At 65.2% G+C, this 25252-nt stretch carries 26 protein-coding genes; 16 read left to right on the top strand and 10 right to left on the bottom strand.

Going from position 1 to position 25252, the window contains the following annotated elements; all coding sequences use genetic code 11:
- Positions 1-7: 7 nt before the first annotated feature.
- Genes H8B03_RS16160 through crcB form a run of 5 tightly spaced genes read left to right on the top strand, consistent with a single transcriptional unit; the run spans position 8 to position 2458 of the window.
- Complete coding sequence (locus H8B03_RS16160) at positions 8-451, top strand: urease accessory protein UreE (RefSeq protein ID WP_193142927.1); 444 nt, start codon at positions 8-10, stop codon at positions 449-451.
- Positions 423-1088 carry an urease accessory protein UreF gene (locus H8B03_RS16155; protein WP_226926026.1) on the top strand — a complete coding sequence of 222 codons (666 nt, stop codon included), beginning with the start codon at positions 423-425 and terminating at the stop codon, positions 1086-1088. Before H8B03_RS16160 ends, H8B03_RS16155 begins: the two co-directional genes overlap by 29 nt.
- Positions 1085-1696 (top strand): urease accessory protein UreG, encoded by a 612-nt coding sequence (gene ureG, locus H8B03_RS16150; protein WP_193142926.1) that lies wholly within the window; start codon positions 1085-1087, stop codon positions 1694-1696. The genes H8B03_RS16155 and ureG overlap by 4 nt, the downstream gene beginning before the upstream one ends.
- 25 nt (positions 1697-1721) lie before the next feature.
- Positions 1722-2102, top strand: coding sequence for a CrcB family protein (locus H8B03_RS16145; RefSeq protein WP_226926025.1), 381 nt, complete (start codon positions 1722-1724; stop codon positions 2100-2102).
- A complete protein-coding gene (crcB, locus tag H8B03_RS16140) occupies positions 2099-2458 on the top strand; it encodes a fluoride efflux transporter CrcB (RefSeq protein WP_193142925.1) in 360 nt (119 codons plus the stop codon). Before H8B03_RS16145 ends, crcB begins: the two co-directional genes overlap by 4 nt.
- Here the strand turns inward: crcB and H8B03_RS16135 are convergent.
- Positions 2455-3708 carry an Hsp70 family protein gene (locus H8B03_RS16135; RefSeq protein WP_193142924.1) on the bottom strand — a complete coding sequence of 418 codons (1254 nt, stop codon included), beginning with the start codon at positions 3706-3708 and terminating at the stop codon, positions 2455-2457. The two genes, crcB and H8B03_RS16135, sit on opposite strands and share 4 nt — an antisense overlap.
- Before the next feature lie 133 nt (positions 3709-3841).
- Here H8B03_RS16135 and H8B03_RS16130 point away from each other — a divergent pair, with 133 nt between their 5' ends.
- Complete coding sequence (locus tag H8B03_RS16130; protein ID WP_193142923.1) at positions 3842-4222, top strand: nuclear transport factor 2 family protein; 381 nt, start codon at positions 3842-3844, stop codon at positions 4220-4222.
- A gap of 276 nt (positions 4223-4498) precedes the next feature.
- Here the strand turns inward: H8B03_RS16130 and H8B03_RS16125 are convergent, their stop codons facing one another.
- The 5 genes from H8B03_RS16125 to H8B03_RS16105 are packed head-to-tail and all read right to left on the bottom strand — an operon-like array spanning position 4499 to position 8237.
- Entirely contained in the window at positions 4499-5332 is an 834-nt protein-coding gene (locus tag H8B03_RS16125) for an amidohydrolase (protein WP_193142922.1), read from the bottom strand.
- Positions 5329-5757 carry an RbsD/FucU family protein gene (locus H8B03_RS16120; RefSeq protein WP_193142921.1) on the bottom strand — a complete coding sequence of 143 codons (429 nt, stop codon included), beginning with the start codon at positions 5755-5757 and terminating at the stop codon, positions 5329-5331. Before H8B03_RS16120 ends, H8B03_RS16125 begins: the two co-directional genes overlap by 4 nt.
- Positions 5747-6793 carry an aldo/keto reductase gene (locus H8B03_RS16115; RefSeq protein WP_193142920.1) on the bottom strand — a complete coding sequence of 349 codons (1047 nt, stop codon included), beginning with the start codon at positions 6791-6793 and terminating at the stop codon, positions 5747-5749. The genes H8B03_RS16120 and H8B03_RS16115 overlap by 11 nt, the downstream gene beginning before the upstream one ends.
- A gap of 8 nt (positions 6794-6801) precedes the next feature.
- On the bottom strand, positions 6802-7512 hold the full coding sequence (locus H8B03_RS16110) for a GntR family transcriptional regulator (RefSeq protein ID WP_226926023.1): 711 nt from the start codon (positions 7510-7512) through the stop codon (positions 6802-6804).
- A gap of 2 nt (positions 7513-7514) precedes the next feature.
- A complete protein-coding gene (locus tag H8B03_RS16105; protein WP_193142919.1) occupies positions 7515-8237 on the bottom strand; it encodes a GntR family transcriptional regulator in 723 nt (240 codons plus the stop codon).
- A gap of 131 nt (positions 8238-8368) precedes the next feature.
- Here H8B03_RS16105 and H8B03_RS16100 point away from each other — a divergent pair, with 131 nt between their 5' ends.
- The 8 genes from H8B03_RS16100 to adh all read left to right on the top strand — a co-directional run bounded on the left by H8B03_RS16100 (position 8369) and on the right by adh (position 18590).
- Positions 8369-9892 (top strand): UxaA family hydrolase, encoded by a 1524-nt coding sequence (locus H8B03_RS16100; RefSeq protein WP_193142918.1) that lies wholly within the window; start codon positions 8369-8371, stop codon positions 9890-9892.
- Positions 9893-9917: 25 nt separating this feature from the next.
- Complete coding sequence (locus H8B03_RS16095; RefSeq protein ID WP_193142917.1) at positions 9918-10664, top strand: SDR family oxidoreductase; 747 nt, start codon at positions 9918-9920, stop codon at positions 10662-10664.
- Positions 10665-10694: 30 nt separating this feature from the next.
- Positions 10695-12215, top strand: a complete 1521-nt coding sequence (locus H8B03_RS16090; RefSeq protein ID WP_193142916.1) for a sugar ABC transporter ATP-binding protein — start codon at positions 10695-10697, stop codon at positions 12213-12215.
- Between the two features lies 1 nt (position 12216).
- Entirely contained in the window at positions 12217-13227 is a 1011-nt protein-coding gene (locus H8B03_RS16085; RefSeq protein WP_193142915.1) for an ABC transporter permease, read from the top strand.
- A gap of 62 nt (positions 13228-13289) precedes the next feature.
- The gene (locus tag H8B03_RS16080; protein WP_193142914.1) at positions 13290-14228 is read left to right on the top strand and encodes an ABC transporter substrate-binding protein; all 939 of its coding nucleotides are present in this window, start codon (positions 13290-13292) and stop codon (positions 14226-14228) included.
- Between the two features lie 180 nt (positions 14229-14408).
- Positions 14409-15593 carry a M24 family metallopeptidase gene (locus H8B03_RS16075; RefSeq protein ID WP_193142913.1) on the top strand — a complete coding sequence of 395 codons (1185 nt, stop codon included), beginning with the start codon at positions 14409-14411 and terminating at the stop codon, positions 15591-15593.
- 4 nt (positions 15594-15597) lie between these two features.
- Positions 15598-16758 (top strand): acetylornithine deacetylase, encoded by a 1161-nt coding sequence (gene argE / locus H8B03_RS16070; protein WP_193142912.1) that lies wholly within the window; start codon positions 15598-15600, stop codon positions 16756-16758.
- 308 nt (positions 16759-17066) lie between these two features.
- A complete protein-coding gene (gene adh, locus H8B03_RS16065) occupies positions 17067-18590 on the top strand; it encodes an aldehyde dehydrogenase (protein WP_193142911.1) in 1524 nt (507 codons plus the stop codon).
- A gap of 167 nt (positions 18591-18757) precedes the next feature.
- Here adh and kduD read toward each other — a convergent pair whose 3' ends face one another.
- From kduD to H8B03_RS16050, 3 genes are read right to left on the bottom strand one after another with little or no spacing between them, the layout of a single operon-like run.
- Positions 18758-19486, bottom strand: coding sequence for a 2-dehydro-3-deoxy-D-gluconate 5-dehydrogenase KduD (gene kduD, locus H8B03_RS16060; protein ID WP_193142910.1), 729 nt, complete (start codon positions 19484-19486; stop codon positions 18758-18760).
- A complete protein-coding gene (gene kduI / locus H8B03_RS16055; protein WP_193142909.1) occupies positions 19483-20307 on the bottom strand; it encodes a 5-dehydro-4-deoxy-D-glucuronate isomerase in 825 nt (274 codons plus the stop codon). The genes kduD and kduI overlap by 4 nt, the downstream gene beginning before the upstream one ends.
- Before the next feature lie 8 nt (positions 20308-20315).
- Positions 20316-20627, bottom strand: a complete 312-nt coding sequence (locus H8B03_RS16050; protein WP_193142908.1) for a cupin domain-containing protein — start codon at positions 20625-20627, stop codon at positions 20316-20318.
- A gap of 302 nt (positions 20628-20929) precedes the next feature.
- Here H8B03_RS16050 and H8B03_RS16045 point away from each other — a divergent pair, with 302 nt between their 5' ends.
- Together H8B03_RS16045 and H8B03_RS16040 are read left to right on the top strand one after the other, a co-directional pair.
- Entirely contained in the window at positions 20930-21634 is a 705-nt protein-coding gene (locus tag H8B03_RS16045; RefSeq protein ID WP_193142907.1) for a GntR family transcriptional regulator, read from the top strand.
- Positions 21631-22539: a sugar kinase gene (locus tag H8B03_RS16040; protein ID WP_193142906.1), complete on the top strand. Its 909-nt coding sequence runs from the start codon at positions 21631-21633 to the stop codon at positions 22537-22539. Before H8B03_RS16045 ends, H8B03_RS16040 begins: the two co-directional genes overlap by 4 nt.
- 477 nt (positions 22540-23016) lie before the next feature.
- On the opposite strand, the gene H8B03_RS16035 is transcribed toward H8B03_RS16040, so the two are convergent.
- Entirely contained in the window at positions 23017-25089 is a 2073-nt protein-coding gene (locus H8B03_RS16035) for a hypothetical protein (protein WP_193142905.1), read from the bottom strand.
- Positions 25090-25252: the final 163 nt, after the last annotated feature.

Genomic DNA, 25252 nt, shown 5'->3' with positions numbered 1-25252 from the left:
GTACCCCATGACCGTTCCCGTCTGTCACGACATTCGCCGCAAGGGCCATTGGACCGAGGCTTCGGCCCAGGTGGTGCTGAGCTATGAAGACCGTTTCCTGCGCCGCAAGCTGCTGGAGGCCGGCAGCACAAGCTTCCTAGTCGATCTGGCGCAAACCACCTCGTTGAACCAGGGCGATGCTTTCGCGCTGAACAATGGCAGCTTGATCGAAGTGATTGCCGCCCCCGAAGCCCTGCTGGAGGTGAAGGGCGATCTGGTGCGGCTGGCCTGGCACATCGGCAACCGCCACATGCCCTGCCAGATCGAAACTGACCGGCTGTTGATCCAGCGCGACCATGTCATCACCGAGATGCTGCGCCTGCTGGGGGCCAGGCTGCGCGACGTGACCGAGCCCTTCACCCCCGTGGGCGGTGCCTATGGCCATGGCCGCACCCATTCCCATGCCCATTGATCGGGGCGTTCTGACGCTGACGCAATGGCTGTCGCCTGCCTATCCGGTGGGCGCCTTTGCCTACAGCTGCGGGCTGGAGGGGGCGGTGGATCTTGGACAGGTCGCGGAGGAGGCCAGCCTTGAGGCGTGGCTGCGGGATATGCTTCACCACGGCGCGGGCCATGGTGACGCGCTGTTTCTGGCGGCGGCCTATCGCGCCGACACGCCCGAGGACGTGGCCGAGGTGGACGCCACCGCCCGCGCTTTCGCCCCGTCGCGCGAACGCCTGCAAGAGGCCGCGCATCTGGGCGCGGCCTTCGGCAAGATCACCGGCGCGGTCTGGGCGCAAGATATTGACGGGCTGACCTACCCGGTGGCCGTGGGCCGCGCCGCCCGTCTGGCCGGGCTGCCGCAGGACCTGACCACAGCCATGTATCTGCAAGCGATGCTGAGCAACCTTCTGGCCGCCGCACAGCGCCTGATGCCGCTGGGCCAAAGCGCGGCGCAGGCGATGCTGCACCGGCTGACGCCCCTGTGCAGCGCGATTGCGGTGCAAACCGCGCAGGGCGATCTGGACACCTTGTCCTCAACCAGCTTTCTGGCTGATATCGCCTCCATGCATCACGAAACCCAATATTCGAGGATATTTCGCACATGAGCAGCCCCAACGGCCCGCTGCGGATCGGCATCGGCGGCCCCGTGGGCGCTGGCAAGACCACCCTGACCGCCGCGCTCAGCGCGCGGTTGAAGGATGTCCATTCGCTTGCTGTCATTACCAATGATATCTACACGCGCGAGGATGCCGAGGCGCTGATGCGGATGCAAATCCTGCCCGAAAGCCGGGTGCTGGGGGTGGAAACCGGCGGCTGCCCGCATACGGCGATCCGCGAAGATGCCTCGATCAACCTGGCCGCTGTGGCCGAACTTTCGGCCCGCCACCCGGACCTTGAGCTGGTGCTGATCGAATCCGGCGGCGACAACCTGTCGGCCACCTTCAGCCCGGAACTGGCCGATCTGACGATCTATGTCATCGACGTGGCCGCGGGCGAGGAAATCCCCCGCAAGGGTGGCCCGGCCATCACCCGCTCGGACCTGCTGGTCATCAACAAGACCGATCTGGCGCCGCATGTGGGCGCGAACCTGGACGTGATGGAACGGGATGCCAAGCGGATGCGCAGCGACCGCCCCTTCGTCTTTACAAACCTCAAGACCCGCGAGGGGCTGGAAGTGGTGGCCGACTTCATCCGCACCGCCGGAGGTCTCTGACACTCGCCACAGCAAGGATGCCCTCATGACGACCATCCTCATGTATGCCGCCGTGTTTGTCGGCGGCGCCGCCGGATCGCTTCTGCGGGAGCTGTTCGGGCTGGAGATCCCCGGCCTGCCCTTCCTGACCGCCACCTTCGGGATAAACGTCGCAGCCTCTCTGGTGCTGGGGTTTCTCTACGCGATCCGCCACCGGGTGCACGCCCATGTGCTGCACATGGGGGCAGTGGGGTTTTGTGGCGGGCTGTCGACGTTCTCTGCGTTCATGGCTGAAATCGCGCGGTTCGCCGAGGCCGGCAGCATCCACGTGCTGACTGCGCCTGCACTGGAAATCGCCTTTGGCCTTGGCGCGGCGGTTCTGGGCGAGGCCGTTGGGCGGCATTTCTACGGCGGGGAACAGGCATGAGCGAGATCTACCTGCACGCCGTCTTTGCCCTTGGCGGCGGTCTGGGCGCGGTGCTGCGCCATGCGGTGGCGCGGATCGTCACCCATGAATTGCCGCTGGCCACGCTGATCGTCAACGTGCTGGGCAGTTTCCTGCTGGGGCTGTGGATCGCCTATCTGGGCGAATTGCCTGCCGTCAGCGAGGAACAGCGCCGGATGGTCTTTGGCTTCTGCGGCGGCTTCACCACCTTTTCCAGCTTCGCCTACCAGACCCTGAGCCTGCATCGCGAGCGGACGCTGATCCATGCCGCCGGAAACATCCTGCTCAGCCTGCTGTTGTGCGGGATCGGCTTCTGGATCGGGTTGGTGCTGGGCTAGGCTTGTGCCGCTTCGCCGGTGGCCAGCGCCAGACCGTCGACCACGGCGGTGAACGCCTCGCTGCGTTCCATCCGGGCTAGCGGGCAGACCGCCTGGGCTTCCTCCGTCACCAGCGCCATCAGGCTGGAACCGCCCACCAGCACCACCGCGTCAACCTGCCCGGCAGCCACCCCGGCCTGAAACAGGGTCTGGCGCATGGCCGTCTGAAGATCGGCGCGGAAGCCCTGCAAGGCCGCATTCAGCGAGGCGGGCGAAATTGGTGCCGCCAGCCCGCGTTCGATGACCCCCATGTCGATCTTTGCCTGCCGCTCCCCGCCATTGGCCGCGATCTTGCCGCGTTCCACCGCGAAAGCCAGATCGTGGCCCAGATGATCCTCGACCACCGATTGCAGCCGCGCCATGGCCGTTGGATCGACCGCATGGGCGTGCATGTCCTTGACCAGTTTCAGCGTGTCACGGGAGTAGAGAAACGGGATCTTGGCCCAGGTCGCCAGGTCGGAGTAGATCGCGTTGGGCACCGGCAACAGCCCCTCGCCGAAAGTGCGCCGCAACTGTCCGCCATGGCCCAGCAGCGGCATGGCATGGGTCAACGACACCGCGTGGTCAAAATCTGTGCCGCCCAGACGGAAGCCGTGACTGGCCAGGATCTGCACCCCGGTCCCGGCCACCCGGAACACCGAGAAGTCCGAGGTGCCGCCGCCGATGTCGACGATCAGCCCGGTCTCGCCTTCGCGCCCCTGCCCGTGACTGGCCCGCGCTGCTGCTTCGGGCTCGAACAGAAATTCCACCTCGGAAAACCCCGCCGCATGCCAGCAGCCGCGCAGATCGGCCTCGGCCTGCGCGTCGCGCGCCGGGTCGGCTGTATGGAAATGCACGGGCCGCCCGGACAGTACGCGGTCGACCACCTGCCCGCATTCCGCCTCCGCCCGCGCCTTCAGCCGCGCCAGAAAGGCCGCGACGATATCGGCCAGGGTTTGCCGCCGCCCACCAACCAGCCGGGATTCGTGGAACAGCGCAGTGCCGAGAATGCTCTTCAGCGCCCGCATATAGCGCCCCTCGTCGCCGTCGATCAGCGCCCGCCCCGCGTCCCGCCCGATGCGCATCGAACCACCGCCTGCCGGGAAGAAGACGGCTGTGGGCAAGGTCTCGCCCCCTGCTTCGATCGCCAGGCGGTGAGGGCGACCGCCGTCAAGGATCGCGGCGGCGGTGTTCGAGGTTCCGAAATCGACGGCAAGCACGGGGGCGGCCATAGCGCATCTCCTGTCGCGGGGAAGGCGTGGCTGCTACCCCATCGGGCGGGGGAAAGGCAAGGGCGAGGACCGACAGCGACTGACCCGGCACAGTTTCCGCGCTAAGTTGGCTCGGCAGTCTGCAGGAGCCGCCATGACCCCCGACCAGAAGAAACAGGCCGTCATCGCCTTCTACGAGATGATGTTCAACGACAACCGCCCGCGCGACGCCATCGCGCGCTATGCGGGCGCCGACTACATCCAGCACAACCCGCATGTGGCCAGCGGCAAACAGGGGTTCATCGACTATTTCGACCGCATGGCCGCCGAATATCCCGGCAAGAGGGTCGAGGTGAAACGCGCCTTCTGCGACGGCGATCATGTCATCCTGCATTGCCACCAGATCTGGCCCGGCGGGCTGGAATATGCCGGCATCGACATCTTCCGGCTGGATGAACAGGGCAAGGTGGTCGAACACTGGGATGTGTTGCAGGAGGTCCCCGACCACAGCGCCCATGACAACGGCATGTTCTGACCGCGTGGGAATCCCGACCATGTAGGTGTTCCGGGTTCGGCCCCGGAACCCGTCGAAATACCCGGCGTGCGCTTGGCCATGCCGGTCCACTGGACGTGGTTGAAGATCAGGATGCGGTCGCCAAGCTTGCAGATGCGACCCGCATCATTGCCTTCGGTCAGCAGCACGCTGTCGGGAAAAGCCATGAAGGGACCGGCGATGTCTTCGGTGTGCCCGAAGTGGGTCCTGGTGTCCGCGCGGATCGAGCCGCCGCACGGACGCCGCTTGTCGCTTCGGTCAGACCCGCAAGCGCGGATAGGCCCGCCGCGCGGTGTTTCCCCAGATTGCGTGACGCTGATCCGGGGTCAGTTCCCCCAGAAGCGCCTCGGTCGCCGCCACCCAATCGCCATAGCTGCCCGCCAGCGTGCACACCGGCCAGTCGCTGCCCCAGATCAGGCGCTCGGGGCCGAACACGTCCAGAAGATGCGAGACATAGGGCGTCAGGCTGCGGGTGGTCCAATCCGGTCCGGCCTCGGTGATCAGGCCCGACAGTTTGCAGAACGCGCCGGTGTCCGCCGCCAGACGCGCCATATGGTCGGCCCAATCCTCGATCCGGCCTGTCGCGATCTCGGGCTTGGCGCCATGGTCGATCACCACGCGCAGGCCGGGATGGCGCGCCAATAGGGCCAGCAGCGCGTCAAGATGCCGGGGCAGAACCAGCGCGTCGAAGGTCAGCCCCGCCCCGATCATCGCCTCGAACGCCGGGGCCAGAGTGTCGCGCAACATCCATGTGTCGTCGGGCAGATCCTGGATCATCGGGCGCAAACCCAGCAGCCACGGGTTTTTCGCCAGCCGCGCGATCTTTTGCGCGGCGTCCGGGGCTTCGAAATCGGCCCAGCCGACGACGCCCGCGACCAGATCCGAGGTGTCCGCAATGCCCAGCAGAAATTCGGTTTCCGCCACCGTGGGCGCGGCCTGCACCAGCACCGTCGCCCGCACATCGGCTTGCGCGGCCAGCGGGTGCAGATCCTCCGGACCGAAATCGCGGTAAAGCGGCGCAAGGTCCGGCGTCAACCAGCCATAGTCGCCGCGATCCAGACGCCAGAAATGTTGATGCGCGTCGATCCTCATCCGATCACGCCCTTTGTCAGAAGGATGTTACCGTACAGCCGCCGCTCGCCGGTCTGCACCACGGCAAAGGCCGCGCGGGCGCGATCGTAGAAGGCGAACCGCTCGACCGAGCCCAGCCGGACCGGTTTGTCGGCGCAATCGGTCACCACCTGCTGAAAGGCGGCCACGGCCTCGGGCACGGCGGTCGGATCGCCCACCACTTGCATGGTCACCGCCGGTTCCTGCACGAATCTGTCCAGCGGCAACAGGCTGAGCACCGCGCGCAGCATGTCGGTGGCATTGCTCGCCTCGGCCCGGATCACGCGCTGGCCCATGCTGGCGGCGGGGAAATTCGCGTCGGCGATAACGATCGTGTCGCCATGGCCCATTTCGGCCAGGGTGAACAGCAGATCGGGTGACAGGATCGGGTCGATGTTACGCAGCATTGGAAGTCTCCTGGGGAAGGGGCGCGTCGGGGCGGATCAGCCCCTCGCTGCGCAGATCGGTCCACAGCGCGGGCGGGATCGCGCGCTCCAGCAGCGCCACGTTCTGCGACACCTCCGCCGCCGAGGTCGCGCCCGGCACCACCGTGCGCACCGCCGGATGGCCCAGCACGAATTGCAGCGCGGCCGCGATCAGGGGCGTGTCATGGGCCGCGCAGACGGCATCGATACGCGCCACGCGATCCAGGATTTCCGGCGGGGCTTCGGCGTAGTTGTACTTGGCGCCCGGCACCGCACCGGTGGCAAGGATGCCCGAGTTGTACGGCCCGCCCAGAATGATCCCCACGTCCCGCTTCACGCAGAGTGGCAGGAAGCTGTCCAGCGCCGCCTGCTCCAGCAGGGTGTAGCGGCCCGCCAGCAGGAAGCAGTCGAAATCGCCCAGCCCCAACAGCCGCTCGCAGACCTGCCATTCGTTGACCCCGGCGCCGATGGCCTTGACCTGCCCTGCCTCGCGCAACTCGATCAGCGCGCGGTAGCCGCCATCATCGAACAGCTCGCGCACCCGCGCATCGCTGGCCTCTTGCGAGCCCTGCGAGAAAGCGCAGACGTCGTGAACCAGCAGGATATCGATGTGGTCGGTGCGCAGCCGGGCCAGGCTTTCCGCGTGCGAGCGCATGACCCCGTCGTAGGAATAGTCGAACTGGATGCGTTTCTGCGGCACATCGACGAAGGCCTCGGGCGTGACCTCTTCCGGGGCGCAGTCCAGCAGCAGCCGCCCGACCTTGGACGACAGCACGATGTTGTCGCGGCCATGGCGCGCCAGCCCTTCGGCAAAGCGCATTTCGGACCGGCCCAGCCCGTATTGCGGGGCGGTGTCGAACAGGCGGATCCCGGCGTCGAAGGCTGCCGAGAACGCACCCTGCGCGTCTTCCTCGGGCAAGGCCCGGTACAGGTTGCCCAGCGGCGCACCGCCAAACCCCATGCGGGTAACAGCCAGACCAGTGCGATCTGTCAGGGAAACTGGGTCGGATACACGCATGGGATACCTCAGGGTTTGAACAGTCCGGGCTGGCTTTCGGACAGGGCGTCGATCAGCTTGGTCACCTGGTTCAGATGCAGCGCCATGGCGGCGCGTGCGGCGGCACCATCCTGTGCCTTGATGGCATCGAAGATCGCCTGATGCTCGGTGATCGTGTCTTCGATGCGGCGCTGGCCGGGCAACAACAGGCGGCGGGCGCGGGTCATGTGCAGGCCGACGATCTCGGTCTGGGCCGACAGACGGGCATAGCCGGTGGCGGCGTGGATCAATTCGTGAAACGCCTCGTCGGCAAGGTAGAATTCCTCGCGCGCACCATCGGCTGCCAGCAGTTTCTGGCGGTGCATCGAACGGGCCAGCGCGCCCAGATCGGCTTCGCTTCGGACCTCCGCCACCCGTTCAGCCGCCGCCTGTTCCAGTGCCGAGCGCATGAAGGCGGCCTCGTGGAAATCGGACAGCGACAGATAGCACACCCGCGACCCCGATTGCGGCGTGACCTCGACCAGCCCTTCCGCCGACAACCGCGCAATGGCCTCGGCCACCGGCGAGCGCGACACTTCGAACCGCGTGCACATCTCGGGCTTGCGCAGGGCCACGCCCGGCGGCGCATCCAGCGACAGGATCGCCTGTTTCAGGGATTGATAGACGCGCGCCGCCAGCGAGCCCTCAAAGTCCGACAGGTCGGCAAGTTTCTTGACATCGAACTCGGTGGACATGGCCATGGTTATCCCTCCCTGAAATAATGGGGATAGGTCTGTTCCAGCGGCTTCAGACGCGGCACCAACTGCCCAAGGTGAAAGCGCATGGCTTTGACGGCAGCGGGCGCATCCTGGCGGCGGATCCCCTCAAGCACCTCCCCGTGCTCGACAATCGTTTCGGTCGGACGCCGTGCTTCGGGAAGCAGGAGTTGTCTTGCGCGATGCAATTGCAATGTCACCTGTGCCGCAAATCCCGACAGTCGGTCAAGGCCGGTGAATTCCTGCAACATGGTATGAAACTCTTCATCAGCCTCGAAAAAGCCGCGGGTGTCGCCATCTTCGACCAGCAATTCCTGCAGCCGCAGGTTGCGCCCAAGCCGTGCCAGTTGCGCATCGGTTCTTGTTTTTGCCAGCCGTTCGACAACCGCGCCCTCGATCGCACACCGCAGGAAGGTTTCTTCGCGCAGGGCGGCCATGGACAGGGGTGTAACGCGGGCGGTCACTTGCGGCATGGCCTCGACCAGACCTTCGGCGGCAAGGATCGCGATGGCTTCGGTCACCGGCGCGCGCGAAACGCCGAACCGATGGGCCAGTTCGGCCTTGCGCAACGGCGTGCCGGGCGGGAAGGTCAGGTCTAGGATCGCGGTATGCAACACATGGTGGATACGCTGCGCCAGCGAGCCTGTGGAACTGCGCAGGTCGGGCAATTCGTCTACCCGGGACAGCTCGGCAACCGGCTTCACCCTCATGCGCTGTGTTCCTTTTCAAACGTGATAAAATCCTGCCATGGGCTTCCGCACCTGTCAACTGACATGCCAGTTGACAGGTGCGACGGCTTTCGTTTACGAGTCGTCAAGCTGCTGCAAAAAAGGGAAGCTCCATGCCCGCAAGTTCCCGCGTGATCAGACTAAGCCCGCAAGACAATCTTGTCGTGGCATTGGCCGACCTGCCGCAGGGCACCGTGATCGACGGGCTGGACACTGCACTGCCGCAACCGGTCGCGCGCGGTCACAAGATCAGCACCCAGACCATCGCCGCCGGCGAGAACGTGCTGCGCTATGGCCAGATCATCGGCCAAGCCAAGGCCGCCATTGCGCCGGGAGAACACATCCACACGCACAACCTCGGCATGGGCGAGCATCACCAGGACTATGCCTTCTGCGCCGATACCCGCGCGCTGCCTGCGGCCACAGGGACGGACACGTTCCAGGGCTATGCCCGCGCCGACGGGCGGGTCGGCACGCGCAATTACCTGGGCATCCTGACCTCGGTGAACTGCTCGGGCTCGGTGGCGCGTTTCGTGGCCGAAGCGGCCGAGAAATCCGGCCTGCTGGACGAGTTTCCCAATATTGACGGCATCGTCCCGATCACCCATGGCACCGGCTGTGGCATGTCGGGATCCGGCGAGGGCTATGCCACGCTGTTTCGCACCCTTCAGGGCTATGCCCGGCATCCCAATTTCGGCGGCATCCTGCTGATCGGGCTGGGCTGCGAGGTCATGCAGGTGGCCGATCTGGTGGGCAACCGGCCGATCCGGGCCGACGGCGCACTGCGCTACATGACCATTCAGCATCAGGGCGGCACCCGCGCCACCATCGACAAGGGGCTGGAAGAGCTGCGCGGCATTGCCGAGATCGCCAATCGCGCCACCCGCAGCCCTGCCCCCGCCTCGGCGCTGACGCTGGGCATGCAATGCGGCGGCTCGGACGGCTATTCCGGCATCACCGCCAACCCGGCGCTTGGCGCCGCCTCGGACCTTCTGGTGCGCCAGGGCGGCACCACGATCCTGTCGGAAACCTCGGAAATCTATGGCGCCGAACATCTTCTGACGCGCCGTGCCGTCAGCCCCGAGATCGGCGAAAAGCTGATCGCCCGTGTCCGCTGGTGGGAAGACTATTGTGCGCGCAACGGCGGCGAGATGGACAACAACCCCTCCCCCGGCAACAAGCGCGGCGGGCTGACCACCATTCTGGAAAAATCGCTGGGTGCCGTTGCCAAAAGCGGCACCGCGCCTCTGAACGGCGTCTACCTGTTCGCCGAGGCCATCGACACATCCGGCTTCGTCTTCATGGACAGCCCCGGCTTTGATCCCTGTTCGGTCACCGGGCAGGTCGCCTCGGGCGCCAACCTGATCGCCTTCACCACCGGGCGCGGCTCGGTCTCGGGCTACCAGCCGGTGCCGGGCATCAAGATCGCCACCAACAGCGAGATGTACGCCCGCTTGAAAGACGACATGGACGTGAACTGCGGCGACATCGTGACCGATGGGGTCTCGATCGAGGCCAAGGGACGTGAAATCTACGACCTGTTCCTGCGCATCGCCTCGGGCGAGCAAACGAAAAGCGAAGAGCTGGGCTTTGGCGGGGTGGAATTCGTACCCTGGCAAATCGGCGCGGTGATGTGAGCCCAATGGACGAGAGACAGACACAATGACACTTGCCGGAAAAACCATCCTGATGACCGCCTGCGGGCAGGGTATCGGCCGGGCCTCGGCCCTAGCAGCCGCCGCGCAAGGCGCACGGGTCATCGCCACCGACATCAATGCAGCCGCGCTGGACAGCCTCTCGGGCACCGAGGGCATCGAGACCCGCCCGCTGGACGTCACCGACGCCGCCGCCATTTCCGCGCTGGCCGCCGATCTGCCGGATCTGGACGGGCTGTTCAACTGTGCGGGCTTCGTCCACAACGGCACGATCCTGGACGTGTCGGACGAGGATTGGGCCTTTTCCAACGAGATCAACGTCACCTCGATGGTGCGCACCTGCCGCGCTTTCCTGCCCGGCATGTTGCGCCAGGCCGAAACTACCGGCACCGCCGCGATCCTGAACATGGCCTCGATGGCCTCTTCGGTGAAGGGCTTTCCGAACCGCACCGCCTATGGCGCCACAAAGGCTGCCGTGATCGGGCTGACCAAGGCCATCGCTGCCGATTTCGTGACCAAGGGCGTGCGCTGCAACGCGCTGTGCCCGGGCACGGTGGATACCCCGTCGCTGCGCGGCCGGATCGCCGCCGCCGCCGATCCGGTGCAGGCCGAAAAGGACTTTATCGCCCGCCAGCCCATGGGCCGGCTGGCGACGGTGGATGACATGACCCCAACCGTCCTGCATCTGCTGGGCGACGGCACCCGTTTCGTCACGGGGCAGGCCATTTTGGTTGACGGAGGCGTCACAATCTAGGCGCAGTTCTGGCAGGGGAGGGCTTGAACGATGACACCACTGGTTGAGATGACAGGGATCGAAAAGCGCTTTCCGGGCGTGCATGCCCTGCGCAACGTGCAATTCGATCTGTATCCTGGCGAGGTTCACGCCCTGATGGGCGAAAACGGTGCGGGCAAATCCACGCTGATGAAGATCCTGTCGGGCATCTACCCGCGCGATGGCGGCGAGATCCGGGTGGCTGGAAAACCCGCCGCCCCGTCCTCGCCGCGCGAGGCGCAGGATCTGGGCATCGGCATCATCCATCAGGAACTGAGCCTGATGAACGACCTGACCGCCGCACAGAACGTGCTGATCGGGCGCGAACCGCGGCGCAGCTTCGGACGTCTGGACGAGGCCGAGTTGAACCGGCAGACCGCCGAGATCTTCGACGCCATGAACCTGAAGATCGCTCCGAAGTCCCATGTCGGCGGCCAGACCATCGCGCGCCAGCAGTTGATCGAGATTGCCAAGGCGCTGTCCTATCGCCCCCGTGTCCTGATCATGGACGAACCCACGGCCGCCCTGAATGACGCCGAAATTGCCGAGTTGTTCGAGGTTATCGCGCGGCTCAAGGCCGATGGCGTGGGCATCGTCTACATCAGCCACCGCATGGACGAGATCAAGCGCATCGCCGACCGGGTGACGGTCATGCGCGACGGCTCCTGGATCGACACCGTGCCCGCCGCCGAAACACCGCTGTCGAAGATCATCGCGCTGATGGTCGGGCGCGAGGTTTCGGAAAAGCCGCCCGTTGTGCCCGACCTGTCCGGCGCCGAGGTGGCGCTGAAAGTCGAGGGGCTGAGCCGGGGCCACGAGATCAAGGATGTCGGCTTCGAAGTGCGGCGCGGCGAGATCCTGGGCTTTGCCGGGCTGATGGGCGCCGGACGAACCGAGGTCGCGCGCGCCATCTTTGGCGCCGACCCCAAGGACGCGGGCACCATCACCGTTCACGGGCGCGAGGTCCGCATCCGCGCCCCGCATGACGCGGTGGCCGCCGGCATCGGCTACCTGTCCGAGGATCGCAAGCATTTCGGCCTGGCGCTGGACATGTCCGTGCGCGCCAATATCGCCATGGCCAGCCTGGAGCGGTTCACCTCGCGCATGGGGGTGCTGGACGAAGCGCGGATGGAAACCACCGCCAAGGACTATATCCAGCGGCTGGGCATCCGGACTCCGTCGGACCAGCAACCGGCGCGGCTTCTGTCGGGCGGCAACCAGCAAAAGGTTGTCATCGCCAAATGGCTGGAGCGCGACTGCGACATCCTGATTTTCGACGAACCCACGCGCGGCATCGACGTCGGTGCCAAATCCGAAATCTACCGCCTGCTGGAACAGCTTGCCGCCGAGGGCAAGACGATCATCGTGATCTCGTCGGAACTGCCCGAGGTGCTGCGGTTGAGCCATCGCATCGCGGTGATGTGCGAAGGCCGGCTGACCGGAATCCTGCCCGGCGGCGCCGGGACATCGCAGGAACAGATCATGGAACTGGCGACACGGCGCGACGCCGTCATGGCGCCAACGGGAGACTGATATGACCGCAACCACAAATGCCCCAAACTCCCAAACGCTTCTGGGCCGCATCGGGGCCGCCGTGGCGCACCAACGGGTGCTGGCCTTTGCCTCGCTGATCGTGCTGCTGGTGGTATTCTCGCTGGCGTCGCCCAACTTCATGCAGATGTCGAACATGATCGCCATCCTGCAGGCCACCAGCGTCAATGGCGTGCTGGCGGTGGCGGCAACGCTGATCATCATCACCGGCGGCATCGACCTGTCGCTGGGCACCATGATGACCTTTACCGCCGTGATCGCGGGCGTGGTGCTGACCTATGCCGGGCTGCCCCTGCCGCTGGGCGTGGCGGCGGCCATCGGCGCGGGCGCGGCCTGCGGCTATTGTTCGGGCACCTTCATCGCGCGGATGAAGATCCCGCCCTTCATCGCCACGCTGGGCATGATGCTGATCCTCAAGGGCATGTCCCTGATCATCTCGGGCACCCGGCCGATCTATTTCAACGACACGCCGGGGTTTTCGGACATCTCGCGCGGGTCGCTTATTGGCGAGATCCTGCCCTTCGCCCCGATCCCCAACGGCGTGCTGATCCTGTTCCTTGTCGCCGGGGCCGCGGCCTATGTGCTGCAACGCACAGCCCTTGGCCGCTATACCTTCGCCCTGGGCTCCAACGAAGAGGCCGTGCGGCTGTCCGGCGTCAACACCGACCGCTGGAAGATCGCCATCTATTCGCTGGCCGGTGCCATCGTCGGCATCGCCGGGCTGCTGATCGCCTCACGCCTGAACTCGGCGCAACCGGCGCTGGGGCTGGGCTATGAACTGGAAGCCATCGCCGCGGTGGTCATCGGCGGCACCTCGCTGTCGGGCGGGCGCGGCTCCATCATGGGCTCGCTCATCGGGGCGCTGATCATGGCGGTCCTGACCAACGGGCTGCGGGTGCTGTCGGTGGCCCAGGAATGGCAAACCGTTGTCACCGGCGCGATCATCATCCTGGCGGTCTATGCCGACATGCTGCGCCGCCGCAAATCCGCTTGAATTCATCACAAGACGGGGGATCCAACCCCCGCGTCCCAGACACGCAACAGGAGGAAAATCATATGTTGTCTCGTCGTACCCTACTTGGCGCTCTTGCCATTTCCGGTCTCGTGGCCAGCCCGCTGGCCGCCCAGGAGATCTATATTCCGCTGGTTTCGAAAGGCTTTCAGCACCAGTTCTGGCAGGCCGTGAAGGCCGGCGCCGATCAGGCCGCCGCCGAGGCCGGTGTTCGCATCACCTTCGAAGGCCCCGACAATGAAACCATGGTCGACCGCCAGATCGACATGCTGTCGGCAGCCCTGGCCAATTCGCCCAAGGCCATCGGCTTTGCCGCGCTCGACAGCCAGGCGGCGATCCCGATCCTGCGCGAAGCCCATGAAAACGGCATTCCGATCGTGGCCTTCGACAGCGGTGTCGACAGCGACATCCCGGTGACCACCGCCACCACCGACAACGTCGCAGCCGCAGCCCTGGCCGCCGACAAGATGGCCGAGATGATCGGCGGCGCAGGCAAGGTGGCCGTGGTCGCCCACGACCAGACCTCGCGCACCGGGATCGACCGTCGCGACGGCTTCCTCAACCGCCTGGAAGAAGCCTATCCCGACGTCGAGGTCGTGACTGTTCAATATGGCGCCGGCGACCAGCTGCAATCGACCGAGGTGGCCAAGGCCATCCTGGTGTCGAACCCCGACCTGAAGGGCATGTTCGGCACCAACGAAGGCTCGGCCATCGGCGTGGTCAACGCGGTGCGCGAACTGGGCACCGAGGGTCTGGTGGTGATCGGCTATGACAGCGGCAAGGCACAGAAGGACGCCATCCGCGAGGGCCTCATGTCCGGCGCGATCACCCAGAACCCGGTGGGCATCGGCTATGAAACCGTGATGGCGGCCGTGAAGGCGATCAACGGCGAAACCCTGCCCCCGATCATCGACACCGGCTTCTACTACTACGATGCCACCAACATCGACGATCCCAAGATCCAGGCGGTTCTGTACGACTGATCCGACCTTGGCCATCGGCGGGCTTCGTCCCCGCCGGTCGCGACCATCCTACCAGACGGGCCCGCGCCACTGCGGGCCCGTTTTTCGTTTCACCTTGTCGCCCGGTCCCTGATTTCCGGTTGACGCGCTTTCGCCGTGCCTTCCACTGTGCAGGGGCACTTGCTGCAACCGGAGGTCGCGATGCCGATCGAAAACGCTCCCTTCTCGCAGGCCGAATACGACCGGCGTATCGCCCTGACCCGCACCGCCATGCAGGCCGCGGGCATCGACGTTCTGTTCCTGACCAACCCGTCGAACATGCACTGGCTGACCGGCTATGACGGCTGGTCCTTCTATGTGCATCAGGGGGTGATCCTGACCATGGAGGGCGCGCCGTTCTGGTGGGGCCGCCTGATGGATGGCAACGGCGCGCGCCGCACGGTCTGGATGGAGGATGGGCAGATCCTGCATTACGCCGACCGTTACGTGCAGGCGCCCGACATTCACCCGATGGACGATCTGGCCTCGCACCTGCGGATCATGGGCTTCGGCGACAAGAACATCGGCGTCGAGATGGAGACCTATTTCTTCACCGCCCGCGCCTTTGCCGCGCTGGCCGAAGGGCTGCCCAAGGCGCAATTCATCGACGCCTCGACGCTGGTGAACTGGCAGCGGCTTGTGAAATCCCCTGACGAGTTGGACTTCATGCGCCGCGCCGCGCGGATATCGGAACTGGTGATCGGGCGGGCGATGGAGTTGGCCGAACCGGGGATGCGCAAGCATGAATTGGTCGGCGAACTGTTCAAGACCGCCGTGCAGGGCGAGGATGACAGCTGGGGCGACTATCCGGCCATCGTGCCGATGCTGCCATCGGGCGAAGACGCCTCGGCGCCGCATCTGACATGGAACGGCGAGGCGCTGAAACAGGGCGAGGCCACCTTCATCGAGCAATCGGGCTGCTATCGCCGCTATCACGCGCCGCTGTGCCGGACGATCTTCTTCGGCAAGCCGCCGCAATTCATGCGCGACGCCGCCAGCGCGCTGACCGAAGGGCTGAACGCCGGGATCGAGGTGGCCCGCGCCGGCAACCGCGCCTGCGACATTGCCCGCGCACTGGACGCGGAACTGGTGAAGGTCGGCATCGATCGGCCCAACCGCTGCGGCTATGCCGTGGGGCTGAGCTATCCGCCGGACTGGGGCGAGCATACGGTGTCGCTGCGCGCCTTCGATGAAACCGTGCTGGAACCCGGCATGACCTTCCATTTCATGCCCGGACTGTGGATGGACAACTGGGGGTTGGAAACCACCGAAACCATCCTGATCCGCGACAGCGGCCCGGCCGAGCCGCTGTGCAACGTGGCCCGCAAGCTGTTCGTGAAGGATTAGGCGGATGGACGATCTGGAGCGATGCCGCCAGATCCTTGGCGATCTGGTGGGATTCAACACGGTCTCGTCGCGCCCCAACATGGAGGCCATCCACTACATCGCGACCCTGCTGGAAGCCGCCGGCGCGCGGGTCGAGGTCATGGTGGATGCCAGCGGCACCAAGGCCAACCTCTTTGCCACGCTGGGGTCGGAGGCGCCCGGCGGGCTGGTGCTGTCGGGCCATACCGACGTGGTTCCGGTGGCCGATCAGCCCTGGACCACCGATCCCTTCACCCTGACCGAAGGCGACGGGCGGCTCTACGGGCGCGGCACCTGTGACATGAAGGGGTTCATCGCCGCCTGCCTGACCAAGCTGGACGTGCTGCGCGACGCCGCCCGCACCCGCCCCATCCATTTCGCCTTCACCCATGACGAGGAAGTCGGCTGCCTTGGCGCTCGCCACCTGGTCGAGGTTCTGGCCGCCCGCGAAATCCGCCCCGGCCTTGCCCTGATCGGCGAGCCGACCTCGATGCAGGTGATCGACGGCCACAAGGGCTGCTGCGAATACACCGTGACCTTCACCGGGACCGAAGGCCACGGCTCGGCCCCGCACCTTGGCGTCAACGCGGTGGAATACGCGGCGCGCTACATCGCCCATCTGCTGGAGTTGCGCGAGACCCTGAAGACGCGCGCCGCCGGGGCCACGCAGTTTGATCCGCCCTACACGACCATCAACGTCGGGCGGCTGTCGGGTGGCCATGCCCACAACGTCATCGCCGGGCACGCCGAACTGGATTGGGAAATGCGCCCCACCCTGCCCGGCGACATGGACTTCGTGAAGGATCAGGTCGCCGCCCATGTGCGCGAGGTGCTGCTGCCCGCGATGCGCCAGGTGTCCCCGCAGGCGCAGATTCGCACCGAGATCGTCGGCGAGGTTCCCGGACTGACCCCGATGGAGACCAACGCCGCCCGCGACCTGGTGTTCCGGCTGACCGGTGCCAATGGTGCGGGCACCGTTCCCTTCGGAACCGAGGCCGGATTGTTCCAGCAGATCGGCATGGATGCGGTGATTTGCGGCCCAGGATCCATCGACCAGGCACATAAACCCGACGAGTTCGTGACTCTGGATCAATTGGGCCAGTGCCTGTCCATGCTGGACCGTCTGGGCCAAGGTTTCCGCGCGTAACACCCCCAACCACCTGAGAAATCAGCCAGACTTCCGCCCGGCGGGGCCTGCGACCGATGTTCGACCTTTGGCCAATATCGCCGCGTGATCTGGCGCTCTACCATCCTTGGCAGAGCAACCCTGCGGAGCACACCGCCATGCCCACCGACACTGCGTACCCCCAGCGGGCGATGACCATCGTCCGATCCTTCCCGGCTGCGCGCCACGTGTCTTTCTGGGTCTGGACAGCTGCCCCAAAGCGGTGCCGCGACGACAAGATGACACTTTAAATCCGGGATTTCTGGCCCGGAAACTTGAGGAGGAACCCCATGAACGAAATGACCCATACCGATACCGGCACCTATCAGTCGCCGTTCAAGCTGCGCTATGACAACTACATCGGCGGCAAGTTCGTCCCCCCGGTCAATGGCCGCTACTTCGAAAACGTCACCCCGATCACCGGCGCGATGATCAACGAAGTGGCCCGCTCGGATGCCGCGGACATCGAACTGGCGCTGGATGCGGCCCATGCGGCCAAGGGCGGCTGGGGCAGCACCTCGGCGGCGGAACGGTCCAACGTGATTCTGAAGATCGCCGATCGTATCGAGGAAAACCTCGAACTGCTGGCACAGGCCGAAACCTGGGACAACGGCAAGCCGATCCGCGAAACCATGGCCGCCGACATCCCGCTTGCGGCGGATCACTTCCGCTATTTCGCCGGGGTTCTGCGGGCGCAGGAAGGCAATATGTCGGAGATTGACGCCGACACCGTGGCCTATCACTTCCACGAGCCGCTGGGCGTCGTCGGCCAGATCATTCCGTGGAACTTCTCGATCCTGATGGCAGCCTGGAAACTGGCGCCCGCACTGGCGGCAGGCAACTGCATCGTGATGAAGCCCGCCGAACAGACCCCGGCCGCGATCATGGTTCTGGCAGAACTGATCAACGACCTGCTGCCCGCTGGCGTGCTGAACATCGTCAACGGCTATGGCGGCGAATGCGGGGCCGCGCTGGCGACCTCCAAGCGCATTGCCAAGATCGCCTTCACCGGCTCCACCGCCACCGGCCGCAAGATCATGGAAGCGGCCACCGTCAACCTGATCCCCGTTACGCTGGAGCTGGGCGGCAAGTCGCCGAACATCTTCTTCTCGGACGTGATGGCCAAGGACGACGCCTTCCTCGACAAGGCCGTCGAAGGCTTCGTGCTGTTCGCCTTCAACCAGGGTGAGGTTTGCACCTGCCCCAGCCGCGCGCTGATCCAGGAAGACATCTATGACGAGTTCATCGCCCGCGCTATCGAACGGGTGAAGGCCATCAAGCACGGTGACCCGCGCCATCCCGACACCATGGTCGGCGCACAGGCTTCGAAAGAGCAGCAGGACAAGATCCTGTCCTATCTGACCATCGGCCGCGAGGAAGGCGCCGAGGTTCTGGTGGGCGGTGATGCAGCCCGCTTCAACGGCGAACTTGCCGGCGGCAACTACATCCAGCCGACCATCCTGAAGGGCCACAACAAGATGCGGGTCTTCCAGGAAGAGATCTTCGGCCCGGTCGTCTCCGTGACCACCTTCAAGGACGAAGAAGAGGCGCTCGCCATCGCCAATGACACCATGTACGGCCTGGGCGCCGGCGTGTGGTCGCGCGATGCCAACACCTGCTATCGCTTTGGCCGCGCCATCGAGGCCGGTCGTGTCTGGGTGAACAACTACCACGCCTACCCGGCCCATGCGGCCTTCGGCGGCTACAAGCAGTCGGGCATCGGGCGTGAAAACCACAAGATGATGCTGGACCACTACCAGCAGACCAAGAACATCCTGATGAGCTACAACCCCAACAAGCTGGGTTTCTTCTAGGCTCCTCCCCGGCGGTGGCCCTTGCCGGGGCCGCCGCCAAAAAGTTTCCCCCCCTTCACCGCCGCCCCGAACGGGACGGCGGTGTTTTCGTTGCCGGATCAGGCCCGCGCGGCGGTGGCGTTTCGGGCGTGGGCCCGGCACGTCGCCACCACATCAGGGGTCAAGGGTCAGCGGGCAAGCCAGCCGCCATCCACGTTCAGCACCGCGCCGTGGATATAGCGCGCGGCGGGCGAGGACAGGAACACCGCCGCCTCGCCGATGTCGGAGGGTTCGCCCCAGCGCCCGGCCGGGATCCGTTCCAGGATCTGGCGGGAGCGTTCGGGATCGTTGCGCAGGGCTTCGGTGTTGTTGGTCTCGATATAGCCCGGCGCAATGGCATTCACGTTGATGCCTTTCGCGGCCCATTCATTGGCCAGCAGTTTGGTCAGCCCGGCCACCCCATGTTTCGACGCGGTGTAGGAAGGGACCCGGATGCCGCCCTGAAACGACAAAAGCGAAGCGATGTTGACGATCGCCCCCTTGCCCTGACGCGCCAGAACCGCCCTGGCGAAACTCTGGCAGGTGAAGAACACCGCCTTGAGGTTCACATCCATCACGTCGTCCCAGTCGGCCTCGCTGAAATCGGTGCTGTCGTCGCGCCGGATGATCCCGGCGTTGTTGACCAGTATGTCGATCTTGCGCCCCGCGAAGACGTCGCGCGCCGCCATCGGGTCGGCGAAATCCAGCAGCATCTCTTCGCCCGAGGAAATCTGCCCGACCGTCTCGGCGCAACTGCGGCGCCCCGCACAGATCACATGCGCCCCGGCCTGCCCCAGCGACACGGCAATGGCCTGCCCGATGCCGGTGTTGGCGCCAGTCACCAGCGCCGTGCGCCCTTCCAGCGAAAAGGGGGTCAACGCAGGTCCTCCATCGCCACCATGTCCATGTCGGTGAAATCGGCGTTGTCCCCGGCCATCGCCCAGCAAAAGGTGTAGGATCCGGTGCCAGCGCCCGAGTGGATCGACCACGGCGGCGAGATGACCGCTTCTTCGTTGGCCATGACCAGATGCCGGGTTTCCTCGGGGCGGCCCATGAAGTGGAACACGCGCGCATCGGCGTCCAGATCGAAATACAGATAAGCCTCCATCCGGCGATCATGAAGGTGGCAGGGCATGGTGTTCCAGACCGATCCCGGCAGGAACTGGGTATAGCCCATGGTCAGCTGGCAGGTTTCCTGAACGTCCGGATGCAGAAACTGGATGATGACCCGCTCGTTCGCGGTGTCCTTGCTGCCCAGTTCCAGGCGCTTGGCCTCGGACGGTTTGATCAGCCGCGTCGGGCAGACCCGATGCGCCGGGGTCGAGACCAGGTAGAAACGGCCCTCACCGGCGAATTCGACCGCGCCCGAGCCCATGCCGAGGTACAGAACATCGCCGGCCTCCATCGCATGGGTCTGGCCCGCCGCCGACACGGTGCCCGCTCCGCCGATGTTCAGAACCCCAAGCTCGCGCCGTTCCAGAAGGCTTTCGGTGCCGGTGTTTTCGACCTTGTCCAGGGTCAGCGGCGCGCCGTCGGGCACGACCGAACCAAGGATCATCCGGTCATAATGGCTGTAGACCAACTTGATCTGTCCCGGCTGAAACAACCCGCCGACATGGAAATGATCGCGCAGGGCCTGGGTATCCAGGGTCTTGCCGGTGGCAGGGTCGATGGCGTGGCGGATGGCAACAGGTGTCATGGTGGACCTCACAGAAAATCGTCGCGGCGGGGGGTGAAACAGTCGATCAACTCGCCGCTGTCCAGACAGCGGCAGCCATGTTCGGCGCCCGAGGGGATGACAAGGCTGTCCCCCGCGCCCACGTCGATGGTCTTGCCATCAACCTGAAACGAGAACCGGCCGGATTTGACATAGGTTGCCTGCACATGTGGATGGCTGTGCAGCGCCCCTACGCGCCCGGCCTCGAACGTGACAGACACGACCATCATGTCAGGCGCGTCGGCCAGAACCTGACGCATCACGCCCTCGTCGGCTTGCACTACGGGAAATACGGTTGTCATGGGGGAAACCTCGATTGGCGGTATGAGACGGGGGGCGGGTCAGCATCACGGCTGTGCATGTGGCGCACGCCTTGGACAAGGATGCGGATCGGGGAAACTGGCAGGTTGGGGGCATGCGGCACCCGCACTAAAACCAATGGTCCGGCGCTGCAAATCCGGCAAGCCTCGGTCACGATCCCGAACAGCCATGCATGTCCCCCATATTCGGGCTCTGGTTCCCGCTTGAAGAAGAGCGATCCGACCCGACGGTATGGACTAATATTCTAGTATGCTGTAGTTGTCAATCGGAAGGGAGGGCACCCATGGCCAACAGCGATCCCGGCGCATTGCCGATCGAACCGCGCCGCCCGTCGGTGGCGGATCAGATCTTTGACGACATGCAGCGGAGAATCCTGACCCTGGATCTGCCGCCAAACACCAAGGTGTCCGAGATCGAGATCGCCCGACAAGCCAATGTGTCACGCCAACCCGTAAGGGATGCCTTCTATCGCCTGTCCGAGCAAGGATTTCTGAACATCCGGCCGCAACGGGCCACGCTTGTCACCCAGATCTCGGCCCGCGCCATCCGCGAATCGCGCTTCGTGCGCACCGCGCTGGAACTGGAAACTTCGCGCATCGCCTGTGAAACCTTCGGGCACGAGGATATCGCCGCGCTGGACTGGATCATCGAACAGCAGGAAGAGGCGACCGTGCAGGATGACCCGGATCGATTCCATGAACTGGACGACGCCCTGCATGCCGCCATCTGCAATCGGGGCGGTCAGGGCTTTGCGTGGAAACTGATCCAGTTGCAAAAGGCTCACACCGACCGCGTCCGCTACCTCTCGCTGGCCTTCGCAGCCAAGGAAGCCATCGACGACCACAAGGCCATCGTTGACGGCATCCGCCATCACGACATTGACGCGTGCCACGCCGCCGTGCGACGCCATCTTGGCCGCATCCAGGGCCAGATCGCGCAAATCCGCGCCCAACACAGTGCCTATTTCGAACCTGAGGACACCCCATGACCCAACGATTTGTCAGCCTTGGCGAATGCATGGTCGAACTTGCCCCGGCCGGCGAGGGCAACAAGTTGCTGCAAGGATTTGCCGGCGACACGCTCAACACCGCCTGGTACATGCGCAAGCTTCTGCGCCCCGACTGGCAGGTCGACTATGTCACCTGCGTCGGCAGCGATGCGATTTCGGGCAAGATGCTGGAGTTCTTCCAGAATGCTGGGCTGAACACCGATCACGTGAAAAGCCGCAAGGACAGCACCGTTGGCCTGTATCTGATCACCCTGGACAACGGCGAACGCAGCTTCTCCTACTGGCGCAGCGACAGCGCCGCCAAACGGCTGTGCCAGGATCCGGGACTGGTGCCGGGGGCTTTGCAGGATGCCGCCGTCGCCTATTTCTCGGGGATCACCCTGGGGATCCTGTCCGCGGCCGATCGCGCAAGTCTGCTGGATCACCTGCGCACCGCCCGCGCTGCCGGGGTCGAGATCGTCTTCGACCCCAACCTGCGCCCGGCGCTGTGGGACAGTCCGCAGACCATGTGTACCGCCACCATGCAGGCGGCCGAGGTGGCCGACGTGGTCCTGCCCTCCTACGACGACGAAGCGTCGTTTTTTGGGGATGCCTACCTGAAGGCCACCGCCGAACGCTACGCTAAATGCGGATCGGGGCTGGTGGTGGTCAAGAACGGCGGCGCGGAAATGCTGACGCTGGACCGGGGGGCGTTTGCTGCGCATGTCTCCACCGCCCCTGAGGCTATCGTCGACACCACCGCCGCCGGTGACAGCTTCAACGCGGGCTTCCTGGCCACCCGCGCCCAGGGCGGCGCCCTGGCCGAGGCTATGCGCGGCGGCGCTGACCTCGCCGCTAAGGTCATCGCCCATCGCGGGGCGCTGGTGCAGGGGATCGCGCTTTAGCCAACTCGCGCCGGTCGCTGCAGCGCATTCCCTTTGTCAACGGTCTTGCGCCCCGCCAGCGCGCAGGGGCGCACCCCGGTTGATCCGACCGAGGTGCGCTGCAGGACCTTCCCTGACCCCCGTAACTGTCGGCTCGATGGCGGCAACATGATGCGGGTCTACGCGCAGGTCTGGGAAGGCAAGCCGCCCAAGCAGTTCTTGCAGGAATATCCTGAACGGCTGCCCCTGCGAGTAGAACTGCACAACGCGTTCTTCTCCCGGTAGATCCTCGTTCCCGAACACCCCGACGCGCAGGCCGGTTCAGCAATCACCACAAAGACACGATGCCTCGCCCCTCGCCTGCTTGCCACCGCCGCGTCGGCGGGTGCCCAAGAGCGCGGCTTGTCCGGTCCGCCCTTCGTCGCATCCGAGCTGACGCCGGGCGGTCGTTAGACAGACCCGTAGCCGGGGTGATTTCCGCCGCAACTCCCTGTTGGGCTACTGCGCCTCGACCGGCCCGATCAGCGGGGTTTTCACCGGTTTGGCGACCCCGAAGAAGACCACGATGGTATGGGCCGAGAACCGGGTGGATTGCGCCTCGGGCGGGTCTTGGCTGAAGCCCGCGTCGGTGTCACTCCAGCCGTTGCCGACCCAGGCATTGCCGGCGGGGTCGATGGCGATCGGGGCCACCGTTTCCAGCCCGCCGATGAACCCAGCCGCCGGGGTGATCGCATCGCCGGTTGTCAGCCCCTCTGGGCAAGTCTCGGTACGGACACCACAAAGCTGGGTGACCGAATGGCTGGTCGAACTTGCCACCCAGATGTTGTCGTTGCCGTCGATGGCAACGCCCCAGGGGCCGGTGATCGCGCCATTCGCGTTGAAGGGTCCGTGTACCGTGCCGTCAGGGGTGATCATCGAGATATCGCCGCCGGGATAGTTGCTGATGATGTCCCACAGGTCGATCCACATGTGGGCAGCGATGTCATCTGCCGACATCGTCCCTTTCCGCGCTTCCAGCTTGGCCTTGATCGTCTGCTGAACCAGATCCAGCTTTTCATGCGTGCCCGGATGCCCGACGAGGTTGCCGACCCAGGCGTTGCCCTGGCTGTCGATGGCAATGGCATGGGGGCTGAAGCCGACCTTGATTTCCTCGGCCTTGCCGGGATCGCTGGCCGGAAAGCGGGTCACCGTGTCCCCGCCACTGTTGGTGATCCAGATCCGATCCTGCTGGTCGATGGCGATGCCGAAGGGCGATTTGACCTTCAGCGTGCCATCCACGGGCTTTCCGTCAACGGTCTGGCCAAGGATGCGGCCCTTGGAGGGATCGCCGCCGGGGATATGGACGATCTGGCTGTTGCCATTGTCGACGGTCCAGACATCGCCATTGGGCGCAACCAGAATGCCCTGCATCTGCCCCAGCTTGCCATCGAAGTCATAGCCGCCCTCCGGCGACAGCGGCTTGCCGGTCTTGCGATCCAGCACCGAGATCGTGCTGCCGATCAGGTTGGTCAACCAGACCTTGTCATCGGCGGAAAAGGCCACGCCCCAGCCGGGACTGTCCAACCCGCCGCCGCGAAAGCCGGTGATCGCCGGGGACAAGGGTTTGCCGTTCGGGGCGAACTTGCCGCTGCCGGCGCCGAACTGGTGGAAGATCGTGGTCTGCGAGCCGACCAGCCAGTTGTTGTTGGTCCAGAAGTTGCCCTCGACATCAATGGCGGCCCCGCCCACGGCAAAAAAGCCGCCGCCGGAATAGACCAGCGACAGGGTCCAGGAACTGGGCGGATAGAAGAGGTAGGGGATCAGCGCCACGTCGCGATACCGCTTGCCCTCGGGGACCGGATAGAACTTGTCCAGAAGTCCAAAGAGCTTGGCGGCGTTATGCGCCGGGTGGCGGGCGATGTTCTGCGCCGCCTGCAGCGTGTCGGTTGGGGCGGCCCCGCCCGGCGGGGTGGCGGCCTCGAACAGCCTGGTGCAGGCGTCGGGGATCTGCGTGACGCAGGCCGACAGCAGCAGGCCCAGCGTGTTGAACTTGGCCAGCGTGGTGGTTTGCGGCGCGTTCAGCGGGTCCACGATCACCGGCCCAAGACCGCCGGATTCCAGATCCACGAGGTTCGGCACATTGCCGGCGGCAATCCCCAGGCCGGTCGCGTTGCCCTGCAAGGCGCTGCCGTCCAGAAACTGCGCCGCTGTCCACACCGAGGCCACGGTGGTCAACGCGTTGATCGTCACCCGCGCGGGCGGCTTTGCCCCAAGGGTGGCCATCAGGGCCGTGGCCTTGTTTGGCCCCGTCCCGGCAGCGTCCTGCGCGGCACCGCCTCTGGCGATCACGTAGACCACGCCGGTGTCGTCCCGCCCCTCGGCAAGGGTCAGCGCATAGGTGCCATCCTCTGCCGTGGTAGCCGTGGCCAGCCTCTGCGGGGCGTCGGGACTGGCCAGCCAGGCGGTCACCTCGGCCCCGGAAATCGGCAAGCCGCCGACTTGGACCTGCCCGTCAATACGCTCCTGCGCAGAGGCTGACAGGGCTGTCAGAGACACCGATGCGGCGAGGGTAAAACGTTGAAAGCGTCGCATCACGATGGTCTTCCTTTTTCTGCGATCTGAAACGGGCGTGATCCCGTGCAAGGGCGATAAGCAAACCGGCAAAAAGACGAACGGGGGTCATTGCGCTGTGCCTGTAGGAAAGCGACGACTGGTCAGGTGAACACCGCAGGGTGGTGGGCCCGCCAGCAAGCTG

The sequence above is a fragment of the Meridianimarinicoccus sp. MJW13 genome (genome assembly GCF_014901205.1).
Classification (GTDB): Bacteria; Pseudomonadota; Alphaproteobacteria; order Rhodobacterales; family Rhodobacteraceae; genus Meridianimarinicoccus.
The sequence above is the reverse complement of the archived record's forward strand: the minus strand, read 5'-3'. Positions and strand labels throughout refer to the sequence as shown.

Coding starts and splice junctions, on each gene's coding strand:
- H8B03_RS16095 (WP_193142917.1), top strand. CDS start 9,918: ATGACACTTGCCGGAAAAACCATCCTGATGACCGCCTGCGGGCAGGGT.
- H8B03_RS16050 (WP_193142908.1), bottom strand. CDS start 20,627: ATGACAACCGTATTTCCCGTAGTGCAAGCCGACGAGGGCGTGATGCGT.
- ureG (WP_193142926.1), top strand. CDS start 1,085: ATGAGCAGCCCCAACGGCCCGCTGCGGATCGGCATCGGCGGCCCCGTG.
- H8B03_RS16155 (WP_226926026.1), top strand. CDS start 423: ATGGCCGCACCCATTCCCATGCCCATTGATCGGGGCGTTCTGACGCTG.
- H8B03_RS16040 (WP_193142906.1), top strand. CDS start 21,631: ATGACCCAACGATTTGTCAGCCTTGGCGAATGCATGGTCGAACTTGCC.
- H8B03_RS16100 (WP_193142918.1), top strand. CDS start 8,369: ATGCCCGCAAGTTCCCGCGTGATCAGACTAAGCCCGCAAGACAATCTT.
- H8B03_RS16035 (WP_193142905.1), bottom strand. CDS start 25,089: ATGCGACGCTTTCAACGTTTTACCCTCGCCGCATCGGTGTCTCTGACA.
- crcB (WP_193142925.1), top strand. CDS start 2,099: ATGAGCGAGATCTACCTGCACGCCGTCTTTGCCCTTGGCGGCGGTCTG.
- H8B03_RS16115 (WP_193142920.1), bottom strand. CDS start 6,793: ATGCGTGTATCCGACCCAGTTTCCCTGACAGATCGCACTGGTCTGGCT.
- H8B03_RS16110 (WP_226926023.1), bottom strand. CDS start 7,512: ATGGCCATGTCCACCGAGTTCGATGTCAAGAAACTTGCCGACCTGTCG.
- H8B03_RS16135 (WP_193142924.1), bottom strand. CDS start 3,708: ATGGCCGCCCCCGTGCTTGCCGTCGATTTCGGAACCTCGAACACCGCC.
- H8B03_RS16090 (WP_193142916.1), top strand. CDS start 10,695: ATGACACCACTGGTTGAGATGACAGGGATCGAAAAGCGCTTTCCGGGC.
- adh (WP_193142911.1), top strand. CDS start 17,067: ATGAACGAAATGACCCATACCGATACCGGCACCTATCAGTCGCCGTTC.
- H8B03_RS16080 (WP_193142914.1), top strand. CDS start 13,290: ATGTTGTCTCGTCGTACCCTACTTGGCGCTCTTGCCATTTCCGGTCTC.
- H8B03_RS16125 (WP_193142922.1), bottom strand. CDS start 5,332: ATGAGGATCGACGCGCATCAACATTTCTGGCGTCTGGATCGCGGCGAC.
- H8B03_RS16085 (WP_193142915.1), top strand. CDS start 12,217: ATGACCGCAACCACAAATGCCCCAAACTCCCAAACGCTTCTGGGCCGC.
- H8B03_RS16045 (WP_193142907.1), top strand. CDS start 20,930: ATGGCCAACAGCGATCCCGGCGCATTGCCGATCGAACCGCGCCGCCCG.
- H8B03_RS16105 (WP_193142919.1), bottom strand. CDS start 8,237: ATGAGGGTGAAGCCGGTTGCCGAGCTGTCCCGGGTAGACGAATTGCCC.
- H8B03_RS16120 (WP_193142921.1), bottom strand. CDS start 5,757: ATGCTGCGTAACATCGACCCGATCCTGTCACCCGATCTGCTGTTCACC.
- H8B03_RS16145 (WP_226926025.1), top strand. CDS start 1,722: ATGACGACCATCCTCATGTATGCCGCCGTGTTTGTCGGCGGCGCCGCC.
- H8B03_RS16160 (WP_193142927.1), top strand. CDS start 8: ATGACCGTTCCCGTCTGTCACGACATTCGCCGCAAGGGCCATTGGACC.
- H8B03_RS16075 (WP_193142913.1), top strand. CDS start 14,409: ATGCCGATCGAAAACGCTCCCTTCTCGCAGGCCGAATACGACCGGCGT.
- argE (WP_193142912.1), top strand. CDS start 15,598: ATGGACGATCTGGAGCGATGCCGCCAGATCCTTGGCGATCTGGTGGGA.
- kduI (WP_193142909.1), bottom strand. CDS start 20,307: ATGACACCTGTTGCCATCCGCCACGCCATCGACCCTGCCACCGGCAAG.
- H8B03_RS16130 (WP_193142923.1), top strand. CDS start 3,842: ATGACCCCCGACCAGAAGAAACAGGCCGTCATCGCCTTCTACGAGATG.